Source organism: Aquirufa esocilacus (genome assembly GCF_042715595.1).
Classification (GTDB): Bacteria; Bacteroidota; Bacteroidia; order Cytophagales; family Spirosomataceae; genus Aquirufa; species Aquirufa esocilacus.
This window is the reverse complement of record NZ_JBBKXX010000001.1, coordinates 936,954-957,335: the sequence shown is the minus strand read 5'-3', so window position 1 is coordinate 957,335 and position 20,382 is coordinate 936,954. Positions and strand designations below refer to the sequence as shown.

Here is a 20,382-nt window from a genome sequence, read left to right as displayed (position 1 = left end):
AAATAATAATGGCGAAGAAGCATATTTTAATTGTTCCAGGTGATGGAATAGGTCAAGAAGTAACCGAAGTAGGAAAGAAAGTATTAGAGAAAATTGCGACAAAGTTCGGTCATGATTTTACCTATGACGAAGCATTAATTGGTCACGTGGCGATTGAAGCGACAGGCGATCCATTGCCAGCCGAAACGTTGGAGAAGATGAAAGCGTCTGATGCAGTACTTTTTGGAGCGGTAGGTCACCCGAAATACGATAATGATCCATCAGCAAAAGTTCGTCCTGAGCAAGGATTGTTAAAAATGCGTAAGGAATTAGGTCTATACGCGAATCTTCGTCCGATCAAGTTATTTGATGAATTATTAAGTGCGTCTAGCATTAAGCCGGAGATTTTAAAAGGAGCGGACATTTTGTTCTTCCGTGAATTAACAGGAGATATTTATTTTGGTGAAAAAGGTCGTAAGAACAATGGTGATACAGCGTATGACGTGGCGGAATACAGCCGTTACGAAGTAGAGCGTATCGGTCGAAAGGCTTTTGAAGCTGCCCGTACACGTAAAAAGCATTTAGTTTCAGTCGATAAAGCAAACGTATTAGAGTCGTCACGTTTATGGCGTGAAGTCATCCAAAAGTTAGCTTTGGAATACCCTGATGTAACGGTGGAATACCAATTCGTAGACGCAACGGCTATGTTATTGATCAAAGATCCGAAGCGTTTTGACGTAGTAGTTACAGCGAATTTATTCGGCGATATCTTAACGGATGAGGCGTCTCAAATCGCTGGTTCGATGGGCATGTTAGCCTCAGCTTCTATTGGTGATGGAACGGGTGTTTACGAGCCTATTCACGGTTCTGCACACGATATCACAGGTAAAGGTTTAGCGAATCCAATGGCGTCCGTTTTATCTGCCGCTCTTTTGTTAGACATTTCTTTTGGAATGAAAGCGGAGTCAGAAGTAGTTATTAACGCTGTTGACCAAGTATTAAAGAAAGGTTTCCGTACAGGTGATATCGCTGATGCGACGACAGATAAATCGATGATTTTAGGAACCGATGCGATCGGAGAGGAAATCTTGAAATTGATTTAATCGAATTAACTCGTATTTTTATGCTCAGTGTCCTGCGATGCTGAGCATTTTTTATACCTAGACATTTCATCTATGAAACACCTATTATTCGTACTTCTTTCATTTTCTTTAGTAGCCCAAAGCCCTAAGGAAAAAATTCAAGTCACCGATTTACTTAAAATTAAGACAGCTGGAAAGCCTTTAGTTTCTCCGAAAGGAAATCAATTTATCTATACCGTCACTTCCATTGTAGATGATCCTGAAAAGAAGAACGATTTTGTCTACCAGACTCATTTGTATTTGGGTAATTTGCAATCGGGTGAATCACGTGCATTAACCTCCGGAAAGAATTCGATTTCATCACCGACCTGGAGTCCGGATGGGAGTAAAATAGCTTTTACACGTGATATGGGTGCTAAATCTCAGGTATATGTGTTGGATTTAGCAGGAGGGGAGCCACAGGCGATGACAAATTTACCTTTAGCCGTTTCCAATCCGGTTTGGTCTTCTTCAGGTCAGGACATCTATTTCCAATCTTCATTTACCGCGAAGGAGTTCCTGGTGGATTCGGTCTATAATAAGAAAGGTTTGTTACCCTCTTGGACTTTGGAGAAGCCCATGCTTTTAGGTGTAGCTAAGAAATCAAAAGCAAATCCAAACGGCAACTTAGACGAAGTGAGAGCTTACCTAGCTCAGAATGAAGTAGATAAGAAGGCTAAAGTCATCAATCGCTTAAATTTCCAAGAAGAGAGTACTACCACTTCTGAGTTGCCTTTGCCAGCTTATTTTAAAACTAGTTTGACGGGTAAGCCTGTTTTATTAAACAACCCATTCCAGCGTTGGTCAGATGTGGAATTCGCTTCAAATGGTATCTACGCAATAGTGCCAGCTGATTCATTGGCTCATCCTGATAAAGTCCTGGATTCATATATTGGTTTTGGGTCAAAGGTGATTTACCAAAAAGCGGGATATAAAATGTCCAATTTGGCCTTATCTCCATCTGAAAAATGGTTGGTCTTCCAAGAAGCTAAATCAACAGGAGTGCAAAATGCCACCTTACAAATAATTTCGTTGACGAATCCATCTCAGATTGTTAAGGTTCTTATTGATCGCGTGGTTACGCAGGTTAAATGGTCTTCAGATGAGAGCAAGCTGTATTTTACAGCTCAAAATCAAGGTGGTGCGCCTCTTTTCGTTTTTGATTTATCTACTAAACAGGTTAAGCAATTAACAGACAACAACTCAGGTGTTTTAGGATTTGATGTGACTAATTCAGGTTTTGTGTATGCCAAAACAGGGATTGAAAACCCCTCAGAAATATACCAACAGTCTGCTGATTCTGTTCGCACATATACTTCATTGAATACAGGTTGGTTGGCTTCTAAAAATATAGTTCGACCTACTAAACATGCCTTTACAAATGCGAAAGGCTATAAAGTAGATTATTGGGTAATGAAACCTACGGATTACGAATCAGGTAAGAAATATCCTGTAGTGTTAGAAATTCATGGCGGACCCTCTGCGATGTGGGGCACCGGAGAAGCAAGCATGTGGCATGAATTTCAGTATTATGCAGCCAAAGGAATGGGTGTAGTCTATGCAAACCCTCGCGGCTCTGGTGGCTATGGTTCAGATTTTTTGGCGGCTAATGTGAAAGATTGGGGTGCAGGACCAACTGCTGATGTAATGAAAGCGTTAGATTTAACTATTGCGGAGGGTTGGGCAGATACCACTCAACTTGCCGTCACAGGTGGTTCATACGCGGGCTACCTTGTTTCTTGGATTGTAAGTCATACGAATCGTTTCAAAGTAGCGTGTGCACAACGTGGCGTTTATGAGTTATCTACTTTTATGGGTGAAGGAAATGCCTGGCGTTTAGTGCCTAATTATTTTGGAGGTTATCCTTGGGAAAAAACAACGAAAGCAATTTTAGACCGCGAATCGCCTTATACGTATGTACAAAATATCAAAACCCCGCTGTTAATTTTCCACGGTGAGAATGATTTGCGTACAGGAGTGATTCAAAGTGAAATGCTCTACAAAAGTCTAAAGGTATTAGGTCGTGACGTTGAATATGTGCGTCATCCAGGTGGAACACACGAATTAACACGTTCAGGTAATAACCGCCAACGCCTTGATCAAATGTTGAGGACGTATGAGTTCTTTGCGAGGTATTTGAAAATACAGTAGTCAGAAACCAGTGGGCAGTTGACAGTTGGCAGAAGGCAGTTGCAAGTAGCAAAAAAAGAGTAGAGATATTAAACATCACTACTCTTTACTCTATAATTTACTAAATTCTGTCCATTGCCGACTGTCAACTGCCGACTATCGACTAATTAAAATACCTCCAATCCTCATTTCCTTTTACTTTCAATAAACACTGATAGATTAAATCGATTACCGCATTCATATCGTCTTTAGCAATAGTTTCCACTGTTGTATGCATGTATTTCAATGGTAAACTAATTAAAGCGGATGCAACGCCCTCTGTGGCATAAGCAAATGAATCAGTATCAGTTCCGGTAGAGCGAGATACCGCTTGTCTTTGGAAATCAATCTTATTTTCTTCCGCTATTTCGATGATAAAATCACGGACATTGTTTTGAACGGCTGGTCCATAACAGATAACGGGGCCTTTTCCACAAGCCATATCGCCTTGTGTTTTTTTATTGTACATTGGTGACTGAGTATCATGAGTCACATCAGTAATGAATGCCAAATCTGGCTTCAATCTGCGAACGATCATTTCAGCTCCACGTAATCCAATTTCCTCTTGAACAGAATTAACCACATACAACGTGTAGGGTAGGGTAATGTTATTCTCTTTCAGTCTTCTAGCTACTTCAGCAATCATATAACCGCCGATTCTGTTGTCCAAGGCACGTCCCACTAAATATTTGCCATTCAATTCCATTAAACCATCCTCGAAAGTAACAACCGTCCCTACGTGAATACCCATTTCCTCCACTTCTTTCTTATTGGAAGCACCACAGTCGATAAATATATCTGAGATACTAGGAGCCTTGTCTTTGGCAATGTCTCTTACGTGTATGGCTGGCCACCCAAAAATACCTTTGACGACCTTATCCTTGGTATGAATATTGGCTCTCATAGAGGGAGCAATTAAAGCATCTGACCCTCCATTTCTGCGTAGAAATAAATAACCGTTATCATCGATATAGTTCACAAACCAAGAGATTTCATCCGCATGAGCTTCAATGACCACTTTGTAAGGCTGACCTGGATTGATGACACCTACAGCTGTACCATAGGTATCTATAATTTTTTCATCTATAAAGGGTTGAATATAATCTAGCCAAATTTTTTGTCCACTAGCCTCAAAGCCGGTAGGCGAAGCATTATTTAAATAGGAGTATAAAAATTCGTTTGCGTTCATGTGTGATCTAATTTTAATTGTCTAAGTCTCAAATTTACGTTTTTATTGCATTTTTAATGTCAAATTTTGAGGTAAAAAGAGAGAAAGATTGTATTTTTGATAGATTAATAGGTCTAAGAAATTATAAATACTAGAGATGAAGAAAATAGCTGTATTTACGTCAGGAGGGGATGCGCCCGGAATGAATGCTTGCATTCGTGCCATTGTAAGAGGGGCTGCCTACCACGGTGTGGAGGTGTATGGAATTGTTAGAGGCTATAATGGAATGATTAAAGGAGATATCATTCCTTTAAATTCTCAATCCGTAAGTAATATAATACAACGTGGAGGAACTATTTTAAAGTCTGCTCGCTCTAAGGAGTTCATGACGGCAGAGGGTCGAAAAAAGGCTTACGATAAATTACAAGAATTAGGTATAGAGGGCTTAGTGGCTATAGGTGGAAATGGTACATTCACTGGTGCTGAAATTTTCTATAATGAATATAAAATACCTACGGTAGGTGCCCCTGGTACGATTGATAATGATTTATATGGTACCGATTATACGATTGGATTTGATACGGCAGTGAATACTGCCCTAGATGCAGTGGATAAAATTCGGGATACGGCAGATTCACATGATCGTGTCTTTTTTATCGAAGTAATGGGGCGTGATTCAGGTTATATTGCTATTCAATGTGCCATTGCTGGTGGAGCAGAATCAGTGATGATTCCAGAAAATTTGACTTCGGTAGATGAAATTGCGGCGATTCTTCAAAAAGGATTTGACAAGAAAAAATCATCTTCCATTGTTATTGTGGCAGAAGGAGATGAAGAAGGAAACGCGCAGATAGTGGCTAAAAATATTAAAGATAAAATGGACGAGAATTTAGATATTCGCGTAACCACTTTAGGCCATATTCAGCGTGGAGGAATTCCTACAGCGTATGACCGTATTTTGGCTAGTAGACTTGGCTTAGGTGCTTTAGAGGGTCTTTTGCGGGGAGAGAAAAATGTGATGGCGGGGGTAGTTAATAATCAATTGATTTATACGCCGTTTCATGATACCATCACTAAGAAGAAGCCTGTCTCTGAGGATTTAATTCGCATGGTAGAGATTTTGTCATCTTAGGCAAATCCCATCGATTTATAAATAATGAATCCCGCGATTTCTCGAATCAATTCAGCGAGTTTTGTTAGGTTTCGTTCTTCAGGAATAATACGATCAAGGATACCCGAATAGGTATCCTTTTTCTTTATATCAGCTGGGAAATCATCCACGAGAAATCCCTCTTTAAGATAACAAGCTTTCGCCCTAGGCATATGCATCGCTGAGGTTACTAGTACTATCCTTTCTGTTAAATAGGGTTGGAGCATTTTCTTCGTGTTGACCGCATTTTCATGCGTATTTCTCGCCTTTTCTTCTAAAAAAATATCCTCTTCTTTCACGCCCATAGCTATTAATACTTGTTTAACTTTTTTGCTTTCCTGCGTTGCATCGATTTTTAGGCCTTTGATATTGACATTGCCGCCTGTGATAAGGAGTTTTTTGACGATACCTTTTTTGTATAATAAAAGAGGCTGAATAAAGCGATCGGCTGTTTCCCCGGTTCGATATCCATCCCCAGCCCGCATCATTCCGCCTCCTAAGATGACGCACCATTGGTAGTTTTGGGTTAATTTAACTTGTGGACTTTCATAAGCTAAATAACATTGGTTTACAAACCAACCGTTGCTCATCAATAGGAGTAAGCTAAAGGTGATGATGATTAATTGTTTTGTATATCGACTAAAATAGGCAAAACCTAATAAGACAAAAATCCAACATAGTGGTTGAAGTAAGAAGTCTAGGATTTTAGAAAGGATAAAAAACATTGTAAATTTGGATGCGTACTCACAAATTTATCCTAAAGTTATGAAAGTAGTCAGTTCTATTCTCTTTATTTTCTTATTTGTCACTAACAGCTTTGCGCAGTATGATATAAAGGGGAGAATTAAAGGCTTATCTAAATCAGAGGTCTATTTAGCGCATTATTTTGGCTATAATCAGCAGGTCATTAAAGATACCGTGATAGCGAATGAGGAGGGGGAGTTTAATTTCCAAGGTTCAGCATCTTTACCTAAAGGTTTATACCTTATTTCATTTTTGAAATCCAAATATATTGATGTGGTGATGGAGGAAGCTAATTTTTCTTTTAGCTTGGACACTACTGATATTTTAAAGTCTATTGTATTTCAAAATTCGGATGAAAATACGGCATTCTATACCTTTCAGCGCAAGATGAATGAATTGTATACTCAGATAAATCAGCCATCCCTTTCGTTAGATGCTAGAATACCTTTACAGCGGGAGGTGCAACAATTTCAGCAGCAATGGAAAAAGGCGAATGCGTCCTTATTTGTATCGAAATTAATTGAATCCTCTTTTGATCCTGAAATACCGACTTATTCAGGTGTTTTGAAGTCCAAATCAGATACGACTAAAATGCAAATGTATCAGTACCAATACTTTAAAAAACATTTTTTTGATGGCATGGATTTAACAGATGAACGAATGGTCCGTACTCCTTTTTTGCAGCGAAAATTAGAGCGTTTCTTTAAAGATTTAGTGGTTCAGGATACTGATTCGATAGCGAGAGAATCGGATTTGATTTTGGCCAAAGCTACAGATACCGATGTACGTCGCTATATCATATATAAAATTGCCAGCACGTATGAAAACAATCCTATTTTAGGAACCGATGGAGCTTTTGTGCATTTAGCTGAGAAATACTATATCGGTGAGCCTGCACTGTGGGATACCAGTACGGTTAGGCGAATGAAAGAACGAATTGATATTATAAAGCCTTTACTGCTGGGTAAACCTTTTCCTAAAATGCATTTAACAGATGTCGCAGGTAAAGAAATAAATTTTAATTCGTTGACTCATAAATATACTGTTGTATTTGTTTATGATCCAGATTGCAGTCATTGCAAACAGGAAGCACCCAAGTTAGTGGCCTTAACCGACTATTTTAAAGCCAAAAATGTGGGGGTTGTAGCTTGTTCTATTGTTAGGGACAAGGATGCCTGGAAAAAATTTATTACTGAATTTAATTTTAGTTCTTGGGTGAATGGAATTGATATTCATTTAAATCCCAAAACAGGCAAAGAAGAATACTATACTGATTTTAGAAATACATTTGATGTCTATTCAACGCCTGTCGTCTATGTATTAGATCAACAAAAGAAGATTGTTGGGAAGCGTATTCCTGTGGAGAATTTAAAGGATTTTATTCAGTATTTAGAAACCAGACGCAAATAACATTAGTGTTTAATATACTTTTTGTGCTTGACATTTTTCTTTATTTTGTAGTGTGTCTTGTATTTTAGACGTGATTTTTGATAGAAGTTTCGGCTGAATTTTGGCGTGCTTTCTAAGGATAATTTTTGATAGGGGATTAGCATTAATTCATTTTCAAATCCGACTACTTTTATATTGACACGTGCTAAACCCGCCTTAGTTAATCCAATTTGTTTTGCGGCAGCATGAGATAAGTCAATTATTCGACCTTTGCTATAGGGCCCTCTATCATTTATTCTAACTATAACCGCTTTTCTATTTCCTAGATTAGTGACTTCGACTAAGGTGTTAAAGGGGAATTTTCGATGTGCAGCTGTTAAATCAGTTTTATTTAATCTTTCTCCACTGGAAGTTTTTCTACCATAAAAAAAGGTAGCATAATAGGAGGCAATACCCACCTTTTCATCCCCTAAGTCTTGTGAAAATGTATTTAGTGGTAAACTGGCAAAGATCAATAGTATTATTGATAGTATTTTTATCATTATAATTGGTTTGGCCGGGGTAAAGATGGCAGTTTATATTGGTTTTTAAAAATGAGAGCAACTTTGTAGCTTACTTAATTCTTTGGATTTTTTTTGAGTGTGTGAGAATAAATAGTAGATTTACACATTGTCAAACCATAATTTTAATACCAGTGGAAGAAAGAGATAGAGAGGAATTATTTTCTAAACGCATTCGGGCAGGAAAGAGAACGTATTTTTTTGATGTAAAGTCGACACGCTCACAAGATTATTACATTACTATAACTGAAAGCCGTAGACACCAAAAAGAAGATGGATTTGTGTATGAGAAACACAAGATGTTTTTATACAAAGAGGATTTTGACAAATTTATCGAGGGTTTAAATGAGGCGGTCAATCATGTGAAGACTGAGTTGATGCCAGATGTTGATTTTTCATCTTTTAATCGGGATGAAGATGAGTTTGGTAACAGTGAGTTGAAATGGGAATAATTATCTTTGAAATATTCGAAAAAGCCTCTGAGAAATCAGGGGCTTTTTGATTTTTAACCGTACTTTTGTGCTTTCATTTTAAAAATTACTATGGGATTAACTTGTGGAATTGTCGGATTACCTAATGTAGGTAAATCAACTTTGTTTAGTGCTATTTCTTCTAATAAGGCAGAAGCGGCAAATTATCCGTTTTGTACAATTGAGCCCAATGTGGGGATTGTGACAGTACCGGATAATCGTTTGAACGTATTAGCTGAATTAGTAAATCCAAACCGCATTTTACCTACGGTTATAGAATTTACAGATATTGCTGGTTTAGTAAAAGGAGCTTCGACTGGAGCTGGTTTGGGAAATAAATTTTTAGCTAATATCCGAGAAGTAGACGCAATTATTCATGTGGTTCGTTGTTTTGAGGATGAAAATATCGTTCACGTGGAGGGTCGTGTAAATCCTGTAAGTGATAAAGAAATTATTGATCTTGAATTACAGATTAAGGATTTGGATTCTGTCGATAAAAAGATCTCTAAAACAGAACGCGCGGCTAAAGCAGGGGATGCAAAAGCTAAGGCGGAATTAGCCGCATTGCAACAATTTAAAGCCACCTTAGAGGAAGGTAAATCAGCTCGTACGGTGGTTATGGATGATGAACTTCGCCAAACAGCGATCGGTGATTTATATTTATTAACCGACAAGCCAGTTATTTATGTTGCAAACGTAGATGAAGCTTCTATTGCTGCGGGTGGTAATCAATATGTAGATGAATTAAAAGCGAATGTAGCCCCAGAGAATGCGGAAGTGGTCGTAGTTTGTGCAGCTTTAGAAGCGCAGATTGCTGAAATGGAGGATTTAGATGATCGCGCTATGTTCCTAGAAGAATATGGTTTAAAGGAATCTGGTTTAGATAAATTGATTCGTAGTTCCTATCATTTATTAAACCTGATTACCTATTTCACGGCTGGTGTGCAAGAAGTGCGCGCTTGGACAATTCAAAAGGGTTGGAAAGCACCTGCAGCAGCCGGTGTCATTCACACAGATTTTGAACGTGGCTTCATCCGTGCAGAGGTCATTAAGTTAGCAGATTATGTAGCTTATAAGACGGAAGCTGGTTGCAAAGAAGCAGGTAAATTAAGTGTAGAGGGTAAAGAATATGTGGTGCAAGATGGAGACATTATGCACTTCCGTTTTAACGTCTAGAATTCTCTGTAACCTTCGGACTCATTGCCTCCGGACTAGCGACTGCCCACTGTCCACTATTTACTGTCCACTGACAACTGACGAATACCCCACTAGCGAGTCGTACCTTGTGCCCGGTTTTTGATAATAAATAAGGACCTCGTACAGGTTTTCGGTTTGAGCATAATTTCCCTCTAATATGGTATTGGAGGGATTTTTGCATTTAAATTGGTAATTATAAATACCTTGTTTTAACATTTCAGTTGCTTCCAATAAACCGGTATTGGTGTTTAATATTAAAGGTATGGTGGATTTGAAATCAGTAAACCCACCCACTACATACGCCTCTTGAAATGAATCCTGAGGCTTTAATTGAAAGGTACATTGTACATAATCCGCTTGTAAGGAATTTTCCCGGTTTTCGTAGGATTCTATGACATAAGCGCCGTTTAGATCATTTCGTTGAACGTAAGAATACAAACCTTGGGCTTGCTCGATTTGTGCCGTGATACGGTTTATTTTCTCATCTGTAAGAATGTGGTCTACAAATGAAAGTTTCTGTTGCGAACTACGCAGATCGATAAGTCTAAATTCGTTTGAGCCCGGAAAAGCATTTTCTTGGTCAAAGAATGGGAATGATAAACTATTCTCTTGTGGATTGAATTGTCCGTTAGGGAGCTTTTTAAGCAGATTTTCAGAAGAATGATTTTGACGAATTTGAATATTCATTTGATCATCCCCTGAAAAATTTAAGATAGGCGGTATAGTTAATTTGAAATCGACACTTTGGTGGCTGGTTCGTAAGGAATTGGTTTTGGCAAATGATACAGACGTTTGTACTTTGACCAGCTGTTCTGCTACGGAGAATCGGACACAAAGCATTGTATCTTTTTTGTTTCGCTTGTTGTAAACCATCGCTATGTAATTCCCGCTTACTTTTAGGGATGGAATAGGTACTGAATAATGTAAATAGGGGACTTTAGTCCCTAAAGAAGATTCAGGATTTCGTAAAGGAATATCATTAAAGTCAGCAAGATACTCGATATCAGATAGTGGTGATGGTTTCCAATCTGATTGACAATGAATGATTCTAAAATAATAAGACGGGTAAGATAAGCTTAGGTCATCAAATTGTAACGTAGCCTCTGTGGAAGAGCCTAGATGTAGAACAACATTCGGATGAATGTATTTATCCGATGTTTGAACAAAAGCCGTATGAATGTTAGAATGGTGAATTCTAGAGGCTATCTGAGAAAAGATAGAAAAAGGAAGACCTAGAAATAGCAAAAGCGAGATATAGGTCTTCATTTCATTAGATTAATGCTTCCCAAGATGTGGTGGTTGCCGCTAAATTTGCTTTTTCTGTGGCTAACGAATTTTCCAATTGCTTTAATCCGGCATAATCAGCTTGATTGGCTAAATCAACCATTTGGGTTTCAATAGCAGCGATTCTATTTTCGATTTCCATGATCTCAGCCTCTAGCTTTTCAATTTGCTTCGCTTGATTGGGTGCCTTTGCTTCGACTGGAGCTAACTCGGGTTTTGCTTTTACAGCTGTTTTGACCGCAGCAGGTTTAGCCGTTTCTCTGGTAGCCATCCAAGTCTCGTATTCATCAAATGAACCAGGGTATTCTTTGATTTCGTGGTCTTCTATGTACCAAATCTTGTTTGCGATATTACTAACGAAATAGCGGTCGTGGGATACGACTACATACGTTCCTTCGTATTGTTGCAATGCCTGAATCAAAATGTTGACCGATTGCATATCCAAGTGATTGGTGGGCTCATCGAGTAATAAGAAGTTAGCTTCAGAGATCAATACTTTGGCCAAAGCTACACGTGATTTCTCTCCTCCAGAAAGGACCTTAATCTTTTTGAATACTTCCTCTCCCGAGAACAAGAAACAACCTAATACAGAACGTAATTCCATTTCGGTTTTCGTAGTCCCTGTGCCTTTCAATTCATCAATTAAGGTGTTTTCAACGGTCAAACTCTCTAATTGATGTTGAGCAAAGAATGATTCAATGACATTATGCCCAGTGCGTCTTTCTCCCTCAATTTGTTCTGTACCTGAAATGATTCGAAGAAGAGTCGATTTACCTTTTCCGTTTGCTCCGATTAAGGCAATTTTATCTCCCCTGTTTATGGTAGCAGAGGTGTTTTTTAAGATAACTTTCTCCCCAAATGCTTTAGAGATATGTTCTAAGAACAAAATAAATCGACCTGGCTCCGTTCCAAAGTTGAATTTAAAATTCACTTTTGCTTTTTCATCAATTACGTCATCGATGATATCGATTTTGTCTAACGCCTTAACGCGCGATTGTACTTGTCTTGCTTTGGACGCTTTAGCCTTAAATCGTTCAATAAAACGTTCTGTCTGGCGAATTTGAGATTGTTGGTTCTCAAAAGCTCCTTTTTGGATCTCATTTCGAAGTGCTTTTTCTTCCATGTAGAAAGAATAATTACCCGGATATAGCGTGATTTTAGCACCTGAAACTTCGGCAATATTATCAATAGTGCGATCTAAGAAGTATCGGTCGTGAGAAACCACAACAATGGATCCCTCGTAATCGTGAATGTATTTTTCTACCCATTCAATGGACGGTAGGTCCAAGTGGTTGGTTGGCTCATCGAGTAGGAGTAAGGCAGGTTTCTGCAACAATAACTTGGCTAACATGACGCGCATACGCCATCCCCCTGAAAATAATTTTAATGGGCGATCTAAATCACTCGTACTAAAACCAAGACCCTCTAAGATTTCTTCGGTACGGGATTGGATGGTATAACCGTCCAAACGCTCGAAATCTTCTTGAAGTTTAGCTAAAACATCAATGTCTTTGTCTTCATAATTTGTTTCCATCTTATGAAGTACCTTGTCAATATCTTTTTGTAGTTCTAATTGCTTTTCAAAAGCCTGCATAGCCACATTTAAGATGCTATCGTCTGTCTGGTAAGACAATAAATCTTGATTCAAGAAGCCAATGGTGCAATCCCCAGATTTGGAAATAGTCCCTCCATCTGGGGTGTATTCACCGGATATAAGGCGTAATAAAGTAGATTTACCGGTACCATTCGCACCGATTAAACCGATTTTAGTCTTAGGCTTGATGTGTAAACTTGCTCCTTCATATAAGGCGCGACTTCCGAAATAGAAGTTTAAATTCGATATTGATAACATGTTACAAAGATAGCCGTTTTCTAGCATTTAGACCACCTAAATGCGGACATTTGACTAATTCTTCTAAGCCGGCATACGTTGTTTCTGTTTTTGTATACCCCAAAGCCTTAGAAAGAGCCATCGTACGGTTATTATCGCCCATTGACCATTCGATATCGTCCATGGTCATTTGAGTGGGGTGTTCATACCCGCAGGCGTGCGCAATTTCAGCGATTTCTTTTACGAGGGTATAATGGTAACGGTAATAACGTTCACTTTTTAATGTAACATCGATACCAGCCTGTAACCACTTATTTGAAGTGGCAATTCCGGTAGGGCAGTGGTTCGTATGACATTTTTGAGCTTGAATACAGCCAATTGACATCATGGCCTCACGAGCGATATGTATACTATCCGCTCCCATTGCAAAGGCCATCAAAGCTTTCTCAGGGAAACCTAATTTTCCGGAGGCTATAAAAAAGATTTTATCGGTTAAGTTATGACGTTGGAATATTTGGTAAACCTTGGCAAATGCAAAAGTAAATGGCATGGAAACATGGTCAGCAAATGCATGTGGAGCGGCTCCAGTTCCACCCTCACCGCCATCTATGGTGATGAAATCAGGTCCTTTGCCGTGTTTCTCCATATAAGAAGCTAACTCTTCCCATTGCTCTAATTTACCGATGGCGGATTTAACACCTACTGGCAATCCTGTCTCATTTGCCATTGATTCGATAAATTCAACCATCTCGGGGACGGTGGAGAACTCGGAATGAAAAGCTGGGGACATCGCGTCTTGACCTAGTGGAATGTGGCGTATTTCTGCAATTTCTTTATTAATTTTTGATTTAGGTAGCATTCCACCCTTACCTGGCTTTGCCCCTTGAGATAGTTTAAGTTCGATGGCTTTTATGCAAGGATTTTCTTCGACCTTTTGCTTCAACTTTTCCATCGAAAAACGTCCATCTAATTCTCTCACCCCGAAATAGGCTGTACCGATATTTAACATCACATCAGCGCCATTTTGGTGGTAGGGTGATAAGGACCCTTCACCTGTATTATGATAACATCCGGCTAATAGCGCACCTTTGTTTAGAGATTCGACTGCTTTGGCTGATAAAGATCCAAAAGACATTCCAGAGATATTTACAATGGAATAGGGACGAAATGGTTTGGCTCTATTATGGTATAAACCGATAACTTTGGCGGCTGGTAAAACGCCAGGATTTTGATGGTATAAATGGTTTTTTGCTGGATTAAATCCCATCATGGCATTTTTGATAAATATATACCCAGGGGAACTAAAGTCTTGATCTGTGCCAAAACCTTGTAAATTATTTTCATTCTTTGATGAAGCATAAATCCAAGAACGTTCTTGTCGATTAAAAGGCAATTCTTCGCGATTGTTTGCCACAATGTATTGCCTTAATTCAGGACCAATTCGCTCTAACCAATATCTAATGTGACCGACTATAGGAAAATTGTGGGTAATGGTGTGGCTTTTTTGAATAAAAACGTCTCGAATAACAATAAGGATGATAAGGAGTGAAATCCAAAAATAGGCGGATGTTATAATGTTCATAGGGTTGATGATTAATGGTTCAAATTTAGGTTCATTTTGGCAATATTATTACCAATAGTTCTAATTATCTTTGTGGTTTAGTTTTGACTATGCAGGCAGATTATCATTTATTAAAAAAATATGTAGCCTCCGTTTTTACGGCAATGGGTTGCAGTGAGGAAGATGCTCTTTTAGCATCAGATGTTTTAGTGTCAGCAGATGCGCGTGGAATTGATTCTCATGGTGTGGCTCGTTTGGCAGGTTATGTTCGACTATTTGATAATGGAAGATTAAACACCAAACCTCAAATAAAAGTTTTGCATGAGACACCCTCCACGGCCACTTTAGACGGGGATCGTGGATTAGGATTGATTGTGGCTCCTAGAGCGATGGAAATAGCTTGTGAAAAAGCTGCTATCGCTGGAACTGGGTGGGTAGCCGTGCAGAACTCGAATCACTTTGGCATTGCTGGATATCATGCGATGAAAGCTTTGCCTTCTCAAATGATAGGGTGGGCGATGACTCACGCAGCCCCATTAGTAACACCTACTTTTTCAAAGGAAAAACTATTAGGTACTAACCCCATTGCAGTAGCTATTCCGGCGAATGAAGAACCTGCTTTTGTGGCTGATTTTGCCTCTACTGCAGTGGCTTATGGTAAGTTGGAGATTTTGCAGAGAAAAGGTTTAGATACGCCTGATGGCTGGGTTCAAGATCTAAATGGAGATCCTTGTAATGATGCTTTTGCCATCAAAAATGGTGGTGCTTTGTTGCCTTTGGGCGGGGATAGAGAACATGGGTCACATAAAGGATATGGTTTAGGGGCTATCGTTGATATTTTATCTGGAGTGTTATCTGGTGCTAATTTTGGGCCTTGGGTTCCTCCATTTGCAACGGCTGGCTTCATGCAAGCAGGAGAAACGGTAGGTAATGGAACTGGGCATTTCTTAGGTGCGATGCGAGTAGACGCCTTTAGACCGGCAACTGATTTTACGAAAGATATGGATAAGTGGATTCGTCGTTTTAGATCAGCAAAAGCGGTTGAGGGAAAGCAGGTTCTCATACCTGGAGATCCAGAGCGTGAATTAGAAGCGATTCGTCGTGTCGAGGGTATTCCTTTATTGAACCCGGTGGTGGAAGACTTAAAGTCTTTAGCCTCTCGTTTTAACATAGATTTTAAATTAGATTAATATGGTTACGAATAAACGTATCAAGATTTTTATTTTAGTATTCAGCTTAGTTTCGGCTATGTTTTCCTATTATGTTTGGCAGGTCTTTAAAACGCCTAATTTTAATGTGGAAGCAAATAAACCGTTTGAGTTATTCATTCCGGAGAAGTCAGCGTATGAATCTGTTTTGGATACGCTAAAGAAGCATGATTTAGTACGTGATCAATTGAGTTTTCGGTTTTTAGCGAAGGTCTTGAATTATCCAGAAAAAGTTCGTCCGGGTCGCTATATCATTCACAGTGAAATGGGTAACTGGGAATTGTTACGAAAACTGAGAAATGGTCGTCAAGATGCGTATAAAGTAGTTATTAATAACTTTCGTTTAAAGGAGGATATAGCTGGTCGTATTGCTCGGCAAACGGCTTATGATTCTGCTGCTATTTATGCTGCTTTAAATTCTGCAGAATTCATGAAACAATGGGGTTTTAATGCAGAAACAAGCCCCGCCATTTTTGTTCCGAATACCTATGAGGTGAATTGGACTACTTCATTTCCAGAATTCTTAGTTAAAATGAACAAAGCCTATGTGAAGTTTTGGACAAATGACAGAAAGGAAAAGGCACGAAAATTAGGTTTAACACCTGCCGAAGTTTCCATCCTTGCTAGTATCGTCTATGGCGAGTCAAAGAATTCAAGTGAACAATCGCGTGTCGCTGGCGTTTATTGGAATCGTTTACAGATAAATATGCCCTTGCAGGCTGATCCTACGGTAGTTTTTGCATGGAAAGATTTCACTATTAAACGTGTCACTAGTAAGTATACCTCGCTTAATTCCCCATACAATACCTATAAAAACAAGGGCTTACCTCCTGGGCCAATTTCTATTGTTCCAAGTGATGTAATTGACAAAGTTTTAAATTTAGAACGTCATAAATACATTTATTTCTGTGCTAAAGCCGATTTTTCTGAAAATCATGCTTTTGCAGTCACTTATGAAGAGCATATGCAAAATGCGTCTGATTACCAGAAAGCCTTAGATCAACGCAAAATTCATTAATTATGCTGTCACACCAGGTATTTTACCGTGTTTGTTATGCTGATACTGACCAAATGGGCTATGTCTATTACGGTAATTATGCACGTTTTTATGAGATTGCTCGAGTCGAAACCTTGCGAAGTATTGGGGTGAGTTATAAAGTGTTAGAAGATGCCGGGATTGGTTTACCGGTATATGAAAACTACTCGAAGTACCATGCTCCAGCCTTGTATGATGATTTGTTGCGGGTAGACTGCACTTTGGTTAAAATGCCATCTGCTCGGATTGAATTTGAATATAAAATTTATAATCAATCAGACGTTCTTCTGCACGAGGGGAAAACAACCCTCGTATTTATGGATTTAGCTTCTAAAAAAGTGGTGAAAGCACCAGAATGGTTGATTTCTGCGATTTTGAAACAACATAAAGATGATTAGACAAGTCTGGAGAGAGATAGAATTGTTTTGGAGAGAGTGTGAAGAACATTATATCCTAGCGCGTATTTTGACGATATTGTATCAAAAGATATTTCATTTTGATATAGATGTGAGGGCTGCCGCGGTCGCCTATAATTTTACGCTAGCGGTCTTTCCCACCATTATCTTTCTATTCTCTTTGTTAGCTTATATTCCAGTAGATAATTTTGACATTAAAATGGTCAATTTTTTGAAATCATCTATCCCTAAGCATTTACAAAAAGATTTTACTGAGTTGTTATTGGATTTGATTCGGAAGAAATCAGGAGGTGTCCTTTCCTTTGGTTTCTTATTTGCTCTTTACGCATCTACCAGTGGAATTCAGGCTTTAATTCGATCATTTAATTTGACTTACAGGACAAAAGAGAATAGAGGTATTTTGAAAGAGCGTTTAATCGCCGTTTCGTTGAATTTGTTATTAACATTTGTACTAATAACTGCTTTTTCAGTGTTTATAGTAGGTAAACTAGTGATAGGGTATTTGAATGGCAAAGGCTTAATAGATTACGATTTTAATTTCTATATGCTAAATATTTTAACCTATTTTTTACTGTTTTCTATTTTCTTTTTGACCATTTCCATTATCTATTATTATGCTCCAGCTATTACAAAACGCTGGAAGTTTTTTAATGCAGGATCAATCACGGCCTCAATTTTGACTATTTTAGTTACTAATTTATTCTCTTATTATTTAGTGAATTTTGCTGGTTATAATAAGGTATATGGGTCGATTGGATCGTTGATTGCTTTAATGGTTTGGTTGTATTTAATTGCCCTAATCTTATTAGTAGGTTTTGAAATAAACGCCAGTATTGATCAGGTCAAAGAAGAACAGGAAGAGTCTGAAACAGATTATTTTTTTGAATAAGGACCATGGCAGAAATAATCAGATTATACGATAAGAACAACAGTCAAGCAACTATAGAGCTGATTGTCAAAGCATTGGATAAAGATGCGGTTATTATCTATAAGACGGATACGATGTACGCCTTAGGGTGTCATATTAATTCGACGAAAGCGGTCAATCGCATTTGTGAAATTAAAGGAATTCAGGCCTCGAAAAATAGGTTCTCTTTTATTTGTGCAGATTTGAGTTCGATCGCGAATTATGCCAAAGTTTCGGACTTCGCCTTTAAAACGCTGAAAAGATACTTGCCTGGCGCATTCACATTTGTTTTGCCAGCAAGCGCTAAAGTACCCTCTATTTTAGTGCAAGGTAAGAAAACTGTGGGTATTCGGATACCTGATTATGAACCAATTCTTTCCATTGTGGAGGTTTTAGGGGCACCTTTGTTAACAACATCTTTGCCACATGATCATTTAGAAGTAGAAGAGTATACGGATCCTAGTTTGATTTTAGATCAATGGGGTCATGCGGTAGACTTGATTCTTGATGGTGGATTTGGAGGACATATTCCATCTAGCGTCGTGGAAATCACAGACGATTCAGTTGATATTATTCGAGAGGGCGCAGGTGATTGCAGTGACTTTAATTAAGACCACTTCAGGTTTAATTTATCGGGCTTTGTGTGCTTCCATCTTCTATGGGACCATAAATATTGTTCAGGATAAGCTACAATCGATTTTTCTAATCGCCTGGCAAATCGTTCAATGATCTCTCCAGAGGCTAATTCATCAAAGGGTGCATTGGCCAATAATTCATACGTCATGGTATATTTACCTCTCTTCTTGCGAATTAATTCTGCAAATACAACGGGATATTGATAGTCTCTAGCAAACCGTTCCATCCCAGTAAAAAACGCAGTGTCTTGCTGTAAAAATGTCGTCCAATAGGCGCTTTCAGGTTTCTGAGGTGCCTGATCAGCCGCTAAACAAATAACACGTGGAATATCCTTTCTTTCTCGGGTTAACAATACCGACTCCCTTTTCTCCAACAAAACCACGTGTCCAAACCGTGATCGCACCTGCTTGGTGAATTCATTAAAGGTGGGGTTGTTCAGTTTTTGATAGATTACGTCATGTGGATTTTTGCTAAGGGCTAATCGATGGATGGCCCATTCCCAATTCCCTTGGTGACCTGCCACTAAAATAACAGGGATGCCTTTTTTGATAAAATCGGTCACCACATCTTCATTTTTAATTTCGAAGCGTTCTAACATTTCATCTTTGGTAATAGATACCCCTTTAAAAAATTCGACTAATTGATCTGTTAGATAGCCGTAAAATCGATAGGTAAGTTTACCCAATTCTTTTTCGGAAAGGGTTGGAAACGAATTTTTCATATTCCCTTGAATGACTTTCTTACGGTAGGGGATCAAGTAATAAAATAAAAATGTACAGAAAGAGGCGAAACCATACAGTACCGGTAAAGGTAATCTTCCAATTAGTTTGTACAGAAACAGGGGAGACACTTTCATTCTTATTATCTTTGTATTTACGTTTTACAAATATCCGATTTATTTTTGGGAATGCACATTGAGACTCATTATTTGCCAAGTCTAGAATATATGTCGGTTCTACTACAGAATCCGTCTTTACTCTTTGAGGTGGAAGAAAATTTCCCCAAACAGACTTACCGGAATCGCTGTCTCATTTTAGGGGCTAACGGCGTAGAACGTTTGACTGTGCCTGTGATACACGTTTCGGGAGAGAAAACAAAAACGAAAGATACAAAGATTGATTATGCTCAAAATTGGGTGAAGCAACACCAGGGTGCTATTCAGGCCGCTTATGGTAACAGTCCATATTACGAATATTTTGAGCCATATTTAAGTCAAATCTTTGCAAAAAAGAGGTTTTTTTTAGTAGATTTAAATATTGATCTATTGAGTTTTGTATACCGGATTTTGGATGAGCCTCTTGTTTATGACAAGACACAAGAATTCGGGGTTTTTAGTGGTATAAGTAGATATGAGCAGATCAGTGCGAAGAAAGATTGGAAAGAGCGGTCATTCTATGAGAATAGAGCATATCGCCAATGTTTTGGTAGTGAATTTGTTCCTAATTTGTCAATTTTAGATTTATTAATGAATCACGGGAAAGAGTCTTTGACTTTTTTGAAATAAATAAGGAACAATTTAGGTGTTTTACGGGTTGAAGCACTTAATTGTCAGATAT

General features: G+C 38.5%; 19 protein-coding genes. 12 read left to right on the top strand and 7 right to left on the bottom strand.

What is annotated here, in order from left to right; translation table 11 throughout:
- Positions 1 to 8 precede the first annotated feature (8 nt).
- Both leuB and SKC37_RS04205 read left to right on the top strand, forming a co-directional pair.
- A complete protein-coding gene (gene leuB, locus SKC37_RS04210) occupies positions 9 to 1,082 on the top strand; it encodes a 3-isopropylmalate dehydrogenase (protein WP_377980251.1) in 1,074 nt (357 codons plus the stop codon).
- Between the two features lie 72 nt (positions 1,083 to 1,154).
- Positions 1,155 to 3,251 carry a S9 family peptidase gene (locus tag SKC37_RS04205; RefSeq protein ID WP_377980250.1) on the top strand — a complete coding sequence of 699 codons (2,097 nt, stop codon included), beginning with the start codon at positions 1,155 to 1,157 and terminating at the stop codon, positions 3,249 to 3,251.
- Between the two features lie 142 nt (positions 3,252 to 3,393).
- On the opposite strand, the gene SKC37_RS04200 is transcribed toward SKC37_RS04205, so the two are convergent.
- The gene (locus SKC37_RS04200) at positions 3,394 to 4,458 is read right to left on the bottom strand and encodes a M42 family metallopeptidase (protein ID WP_377980249.1); all 1,065 of its coding nucleotides are present in this window, start codon (positions 4,456 to 4,458) and stop codon (positions 3,394 to 3,396) included.
- A 136-nt stretch (positions 4,459 to 4,594) separates the two neighbouring features.
- Here SKC37_RS04200 and pfkA point away from each other — a divergent pair, with 136 nt between their 5' ends.
- Positions 4,595 to 5,569 carry a 6-phosphofructokinase gene (gene pfkA / locus SKC37_RS04195; RefSeq protein ID WP_377980248.1) on the top strand — a complete coding sequence of 325 codons (975 nt, stop codon included), beginning with the start codon at positions 4,595 to 4,597 and terminating at the stop codon, positions 5,567 to 5,569.
- On the opposite strand, the gene SKC37_RS04190 is transcribed toward pfkA, so the two are convergent.
- Positions 5,566 to 6,312: a YdcF family protein gene (locus tag SKC37_RS04190; RefSeq protein WP_377980247.1), complete on the bottom strand. Its 747-nt coding sequence runs from the start codon at positions 6,310 to 6,312 to the stop codon at positions 5,566 to 5,568. The genes pfkA and SKC37_RS04190 overlap by 4 nt on opposite strands.
- A gap of 40 nt (positions 6,313 to 6,352) precedes the next feature.
- On the opposite strand from SKC37_RS04190, the gene SKC37_RS04185 reads away from it, so the two are divergent.
- The gene (locus SKC37_RS04185) at positions 6,353 to 7,741 is read left to right on the top strand and encodes a DUF4369 domain-containing protein (RefSeq protein ID WP_377980246.1); all 1,389 of its coding nucleotides are present in this window, start codon (positions 6,353 to 6,355) and stop codon (positions 7,739 to 7,741) included.
- Between the two features lie 2 nt (positions 7,742 to 7,743).
- On the opposite strand, the gene SKC37_RS04180 is transcribed toward SKC37_RS04185, so the two are convergent.
- Positions 7,744 to 8,262 carry a septal ring lytic transglycosylase RlpA family protein gene (locus SKC37_RS04180; RefSeq protein ID WP_377980245.1) on the bottom strand — a complete coding sequence of 173 codons (519 nt, stop codon included), beginning with the start codon at positions 8,260 to 8,262 and terminating at the stop codon, positions 7,744 to 7,746.
- A gap of 152 nt (positions 8,263 to 8,414) precedes the next feature.
- Between SKC37_RS04180 and SKC37_RS04175 the strand changes: the two genes are divergently transcribed.
- The gene (locus SKC37_RS04175) at positions 8,415 to 8,732 is read left to right on the top strand and encodes a DUF3276 family protein (protein WP_130896782.1); all 318 of its coding nucleotides are present in this window, start codon (positions 8,415 to 8,417) and stop codon (positions 8,730 to 8,732) included.
- Between the two features lie 90 nt (positions 8,733 to 8,822).
- Entirely contained in the window at positions 8,823 to 9,926 is a 1,104-nt protein-coding gene (ychF, locus tag SKC37_RS04170) for a redox-regulated ATPase YchF (protein WP_377980244.1), read from the top strand.
- A gap of 60 nt (positions 9,927 to 9,986) precedes the next feature.
- On the opposite strand, the gene SKC37_RS04165 is transcribed toward ychF, so the two are convergent.
- From SKC37_RS04165 to SKC37_RS04155, 3 genes are read right to left on the bottom strand one after another with little or no spacing between them, the layout of a single operon-like run.
- Positions 9,987 to 11,213, bottom strand: coding sequence for a type IX secretion system plug protein (locus SKC37_RS04165; protein ID WP_377980243.1), 1,227 nt, complete (start codon positions 11,211 to 11,213; stop codon positions 9,987 to 9,989).
- A 4-nt stretch (positions 11,214 to 11,217) separates the two neighbouring features.
- A complete protein-coding gene (locus tag SKC37_RS04160) occupies positions 11,218 to 13,083 on the bottom strand; it encodes an ABC-F family ATP-binding cassette domain-containing protein (RefSeq protein ID WP_377980242.1) in 1,866 nt (621 codons plus the stop codon).
- Between the two features lies 1 nt (position 13,084).
- Positions 13,085 to 14,644: an FMN-binding glutamate synthase family protein gene (locus SKC37_RS04155; RefSeq protein WP_377980241.1), complete on the bottom strand. Its 1,560-nt coding sequence runs from the start codon at positions 14,642 to 14,644 to the stop codon at positions 13,085 to 13,087.
- Positions 14,645 to 14,733: 89 nt separating this feature from the next.
- Between SKC37_RS04155 and SKC37_RS04150 the strand changes: the two genes are divergently transcribed.
- Genes SKC37_RS04150 through SKC37_RS04130 form a run of 5 tightly spaced genes read left to right on the top strand, consistent with a single transcriptional unit; the run spans position 14,734 to position 18,801 of the window.
- Positions 14,734 to 15,813, top strand: a complete 1,080-nt coding sequence (locus SKC37_RS04150; RefSeq protein ID WP_377980240.1) for an Ldh family oxidoreductase — start codon at positions 14,734 to 14,736, stop codon at positions 15,811 to 15,813.
- A 1-nt stretch (position 15,814) separates the two neighbouring features.
- On the top strand, positions 15,815 to 16,849 hold the full coding sequence (gene mltG / locus SKC37_RS04145) for an endolytic transglycosylase MltG (RefSeq protein WP_377980239.1): 1,035 nt from the start codon (positions 15,815 to 15,817) through the stop codon (positions 16,847 to 16,849).
- 2 nt (positions 16,850 to 16,851) lie between these two features.
- Positions 16,852 to 17,265 (top strand): acyl-CoA thioesterase, encoded by a 414-nt coding sequence (locus SKC37_RS04140; protein ID WP_377980238.1) that lies wholly within the window; start codon positions 16,852 to 16,854, stop codon positions 17,263 to 17,265.
- The gene (locus SKC37_RS04135; RefSeq protein WP_377980237.1) at positions 17,258 to 18,172 is read left to right on the top strand and encodes a YihY/virulence factor BrkB family protein; all 915 of its coding nucleotides are present in this window, start codon (positions 17,258 to 17,260) and stop codon (positions 18,170 to 18,172) included. Before SKC37_RS04140 ends, SKC37_RS04135 begins: the two co-directional genes overlap by 8 nt.
- Before the next feature lie 5 nt (positions 18,173 to 18,177).
- Entirely contained in the window at positions 18,178 to 18,801 is a 624-nt protein-coding gene (locus SKC37_RS04130) for an L-threonylcarbamoyladenylate synthase (RefSeq protein WP_377980236.1), read from the top strand.
- On the opposite strand, the gene SKC37_RS04125 is transcribed toward SKC37_RS04130, so the two are convergent.
- Positions 18,798 to 19,682, bottom strand: a complete 885-nt coding sequence (locus SKC37_RS04125) for a lysophospholipid acyltransferase family protein (RefSeq protein WP_377980235.1) — start codon at positions 19,680 to 19,682, stop codon at positions 18,798 to 18,800. The genes SKC37_RS04130 and SKC37_RS04125 overlap by 4 nt on opposite strands.
- 51 nt (positions 19,683 to 19,733) lie before the next feature.
- On the opposite strand from SKC37_RS04125, the gene SKC37_RS04120 reads away from it, so the two are divergent.
- Positions 19,734 to 20,330 carry a WbqC family protein gene (locus SKC37_RS04120; protein WP_377980234.1) on the top strand — a complete coding sequence of 199 codons (597 nt, stop codon included), beginning with the start codon at positions 19,734 to 19,736 and terminating at the stop codon, positions 20,328 to 20,330.
- The last annotated feature ends 52 nt before the right edge of the window (positions 20,331 to 20,382 follow it).

Coding starts and splice junctions, on each gene's coding strand:
- SKC37_RS04155 (WP_377980241.1), bottom strand. CDS start 14,644: ATGAACATTATAACATCCGCCTATTTTTGGATTTCACTCCTTATCATC.
- SKC37_RS04150 (WP_377980240.1), top strand. CDS start 14,734: ATGCAGGCAGATTATCATTTATTAAAAAAATATGTAGCCTCCGTTTTT.
- SKC37_RS04185 (WP_377980246.1), top strand. CDS start 6,353: ATGAAAGTAGTCAGTTCTATTCTCTTTATTTTCTTATTTGTCACTAAC.
- pfkA (WP_377980248.1), top strand. CDS start 4,595: ATGAAGAAAATAGCTGTATTTACGTCAGGAGGGGATGCGCCCGGAATG.
- leuB (WP_377980251.1), top strand. CDS start 9: ATGGCGAAGAAGCATATTTTAATTGTTCCAGGTGATGGAATAGGTCAA.
- SKC37_RS04140 (WP_377980238.1), top strand. CDS start 16,852: ATGCTGTCACACCAGGTATTTTACCGTGTTTGTTATGCTGATACTGAC.
- SKC37_RS04135 (WP_377980237.1), top strand. CDS start 17,258: ATGATTAGACAAGTCTGGAGAGAGATAGAATTGTTTTGGAGAGAGTGT.
- SKC37_RS04180 (WP_377980245.1), bottom strand. CDS start 8,262: ATGATAAAAATACTATCAATAATACTATTGATCTTTGCCAGTTTACCA.
- SKC37_RS04200 (WP_377980249.1), bottom strand. CDS start 4,458: ATGAACGCAAACGAATTTTTATACTCCTATTTAAATAATGCTTCGCCT.
- SKC37_RS04190 (WP_377980247.1), bottom strand. CDS start 6,312: ATGTTTTTTATCCTTTCTAAAATCCTAGACTTCTTACTTCAACCACTA.
- SKC37_RS04125 (WP_377980235.1), bottom strand. CDS start 19,682: ATGAAAGTGTCTCCCCTGTTTCTGTACAAACTAATTGGAAGATTACCT.
- SKC37_RS04120 (WP_377980234.1), top strand. CDS start 19,734: ATGCACATTGAGACTCATTATTTGCCAAGTCTAGAATATATGTCGGTT.
- SKC37_RS04165 (WP_377980243.1), bottom strand. CDS start 11,213: ATGAAGACCTATATCTCGCTTTTGCTATTTCTAGGTCTTCCTTTTTCT.
- ychF (WP_377980244.1), top strand. CDS start 8,823: ATGGGATTAACTTGTGGAATTGTCGGATTACCTAATGTAGGTAAATCA.
- mltG (WP_377980239.1), top strand. CDS start 15,815: ATGGTTACGAATAAACGTATCAAGATTTTTATTTTAGTATTCAGCTTA.
- SKC37_RS04130 (WP_377980236.1), top strand. CDS start 18,178: ATGGCAGAAATAATCAGATTATACGATAAGAACAACAGTCAAGCAACT.
- SKC37_RS04160 (WP_377980242.1), bottom strand. CDS start 13,083: ATGTTATCAATATCGAATTTAAACTTCTATTTCGGAAGTCGCGCCTTA.
- SKC37_RS04205 (WP_377980250.1), top strand. CDS start 1,155: ATGAAACACCTATTATTCGTACTTCTTTCATTTTCTTTAGTAGCCCAA.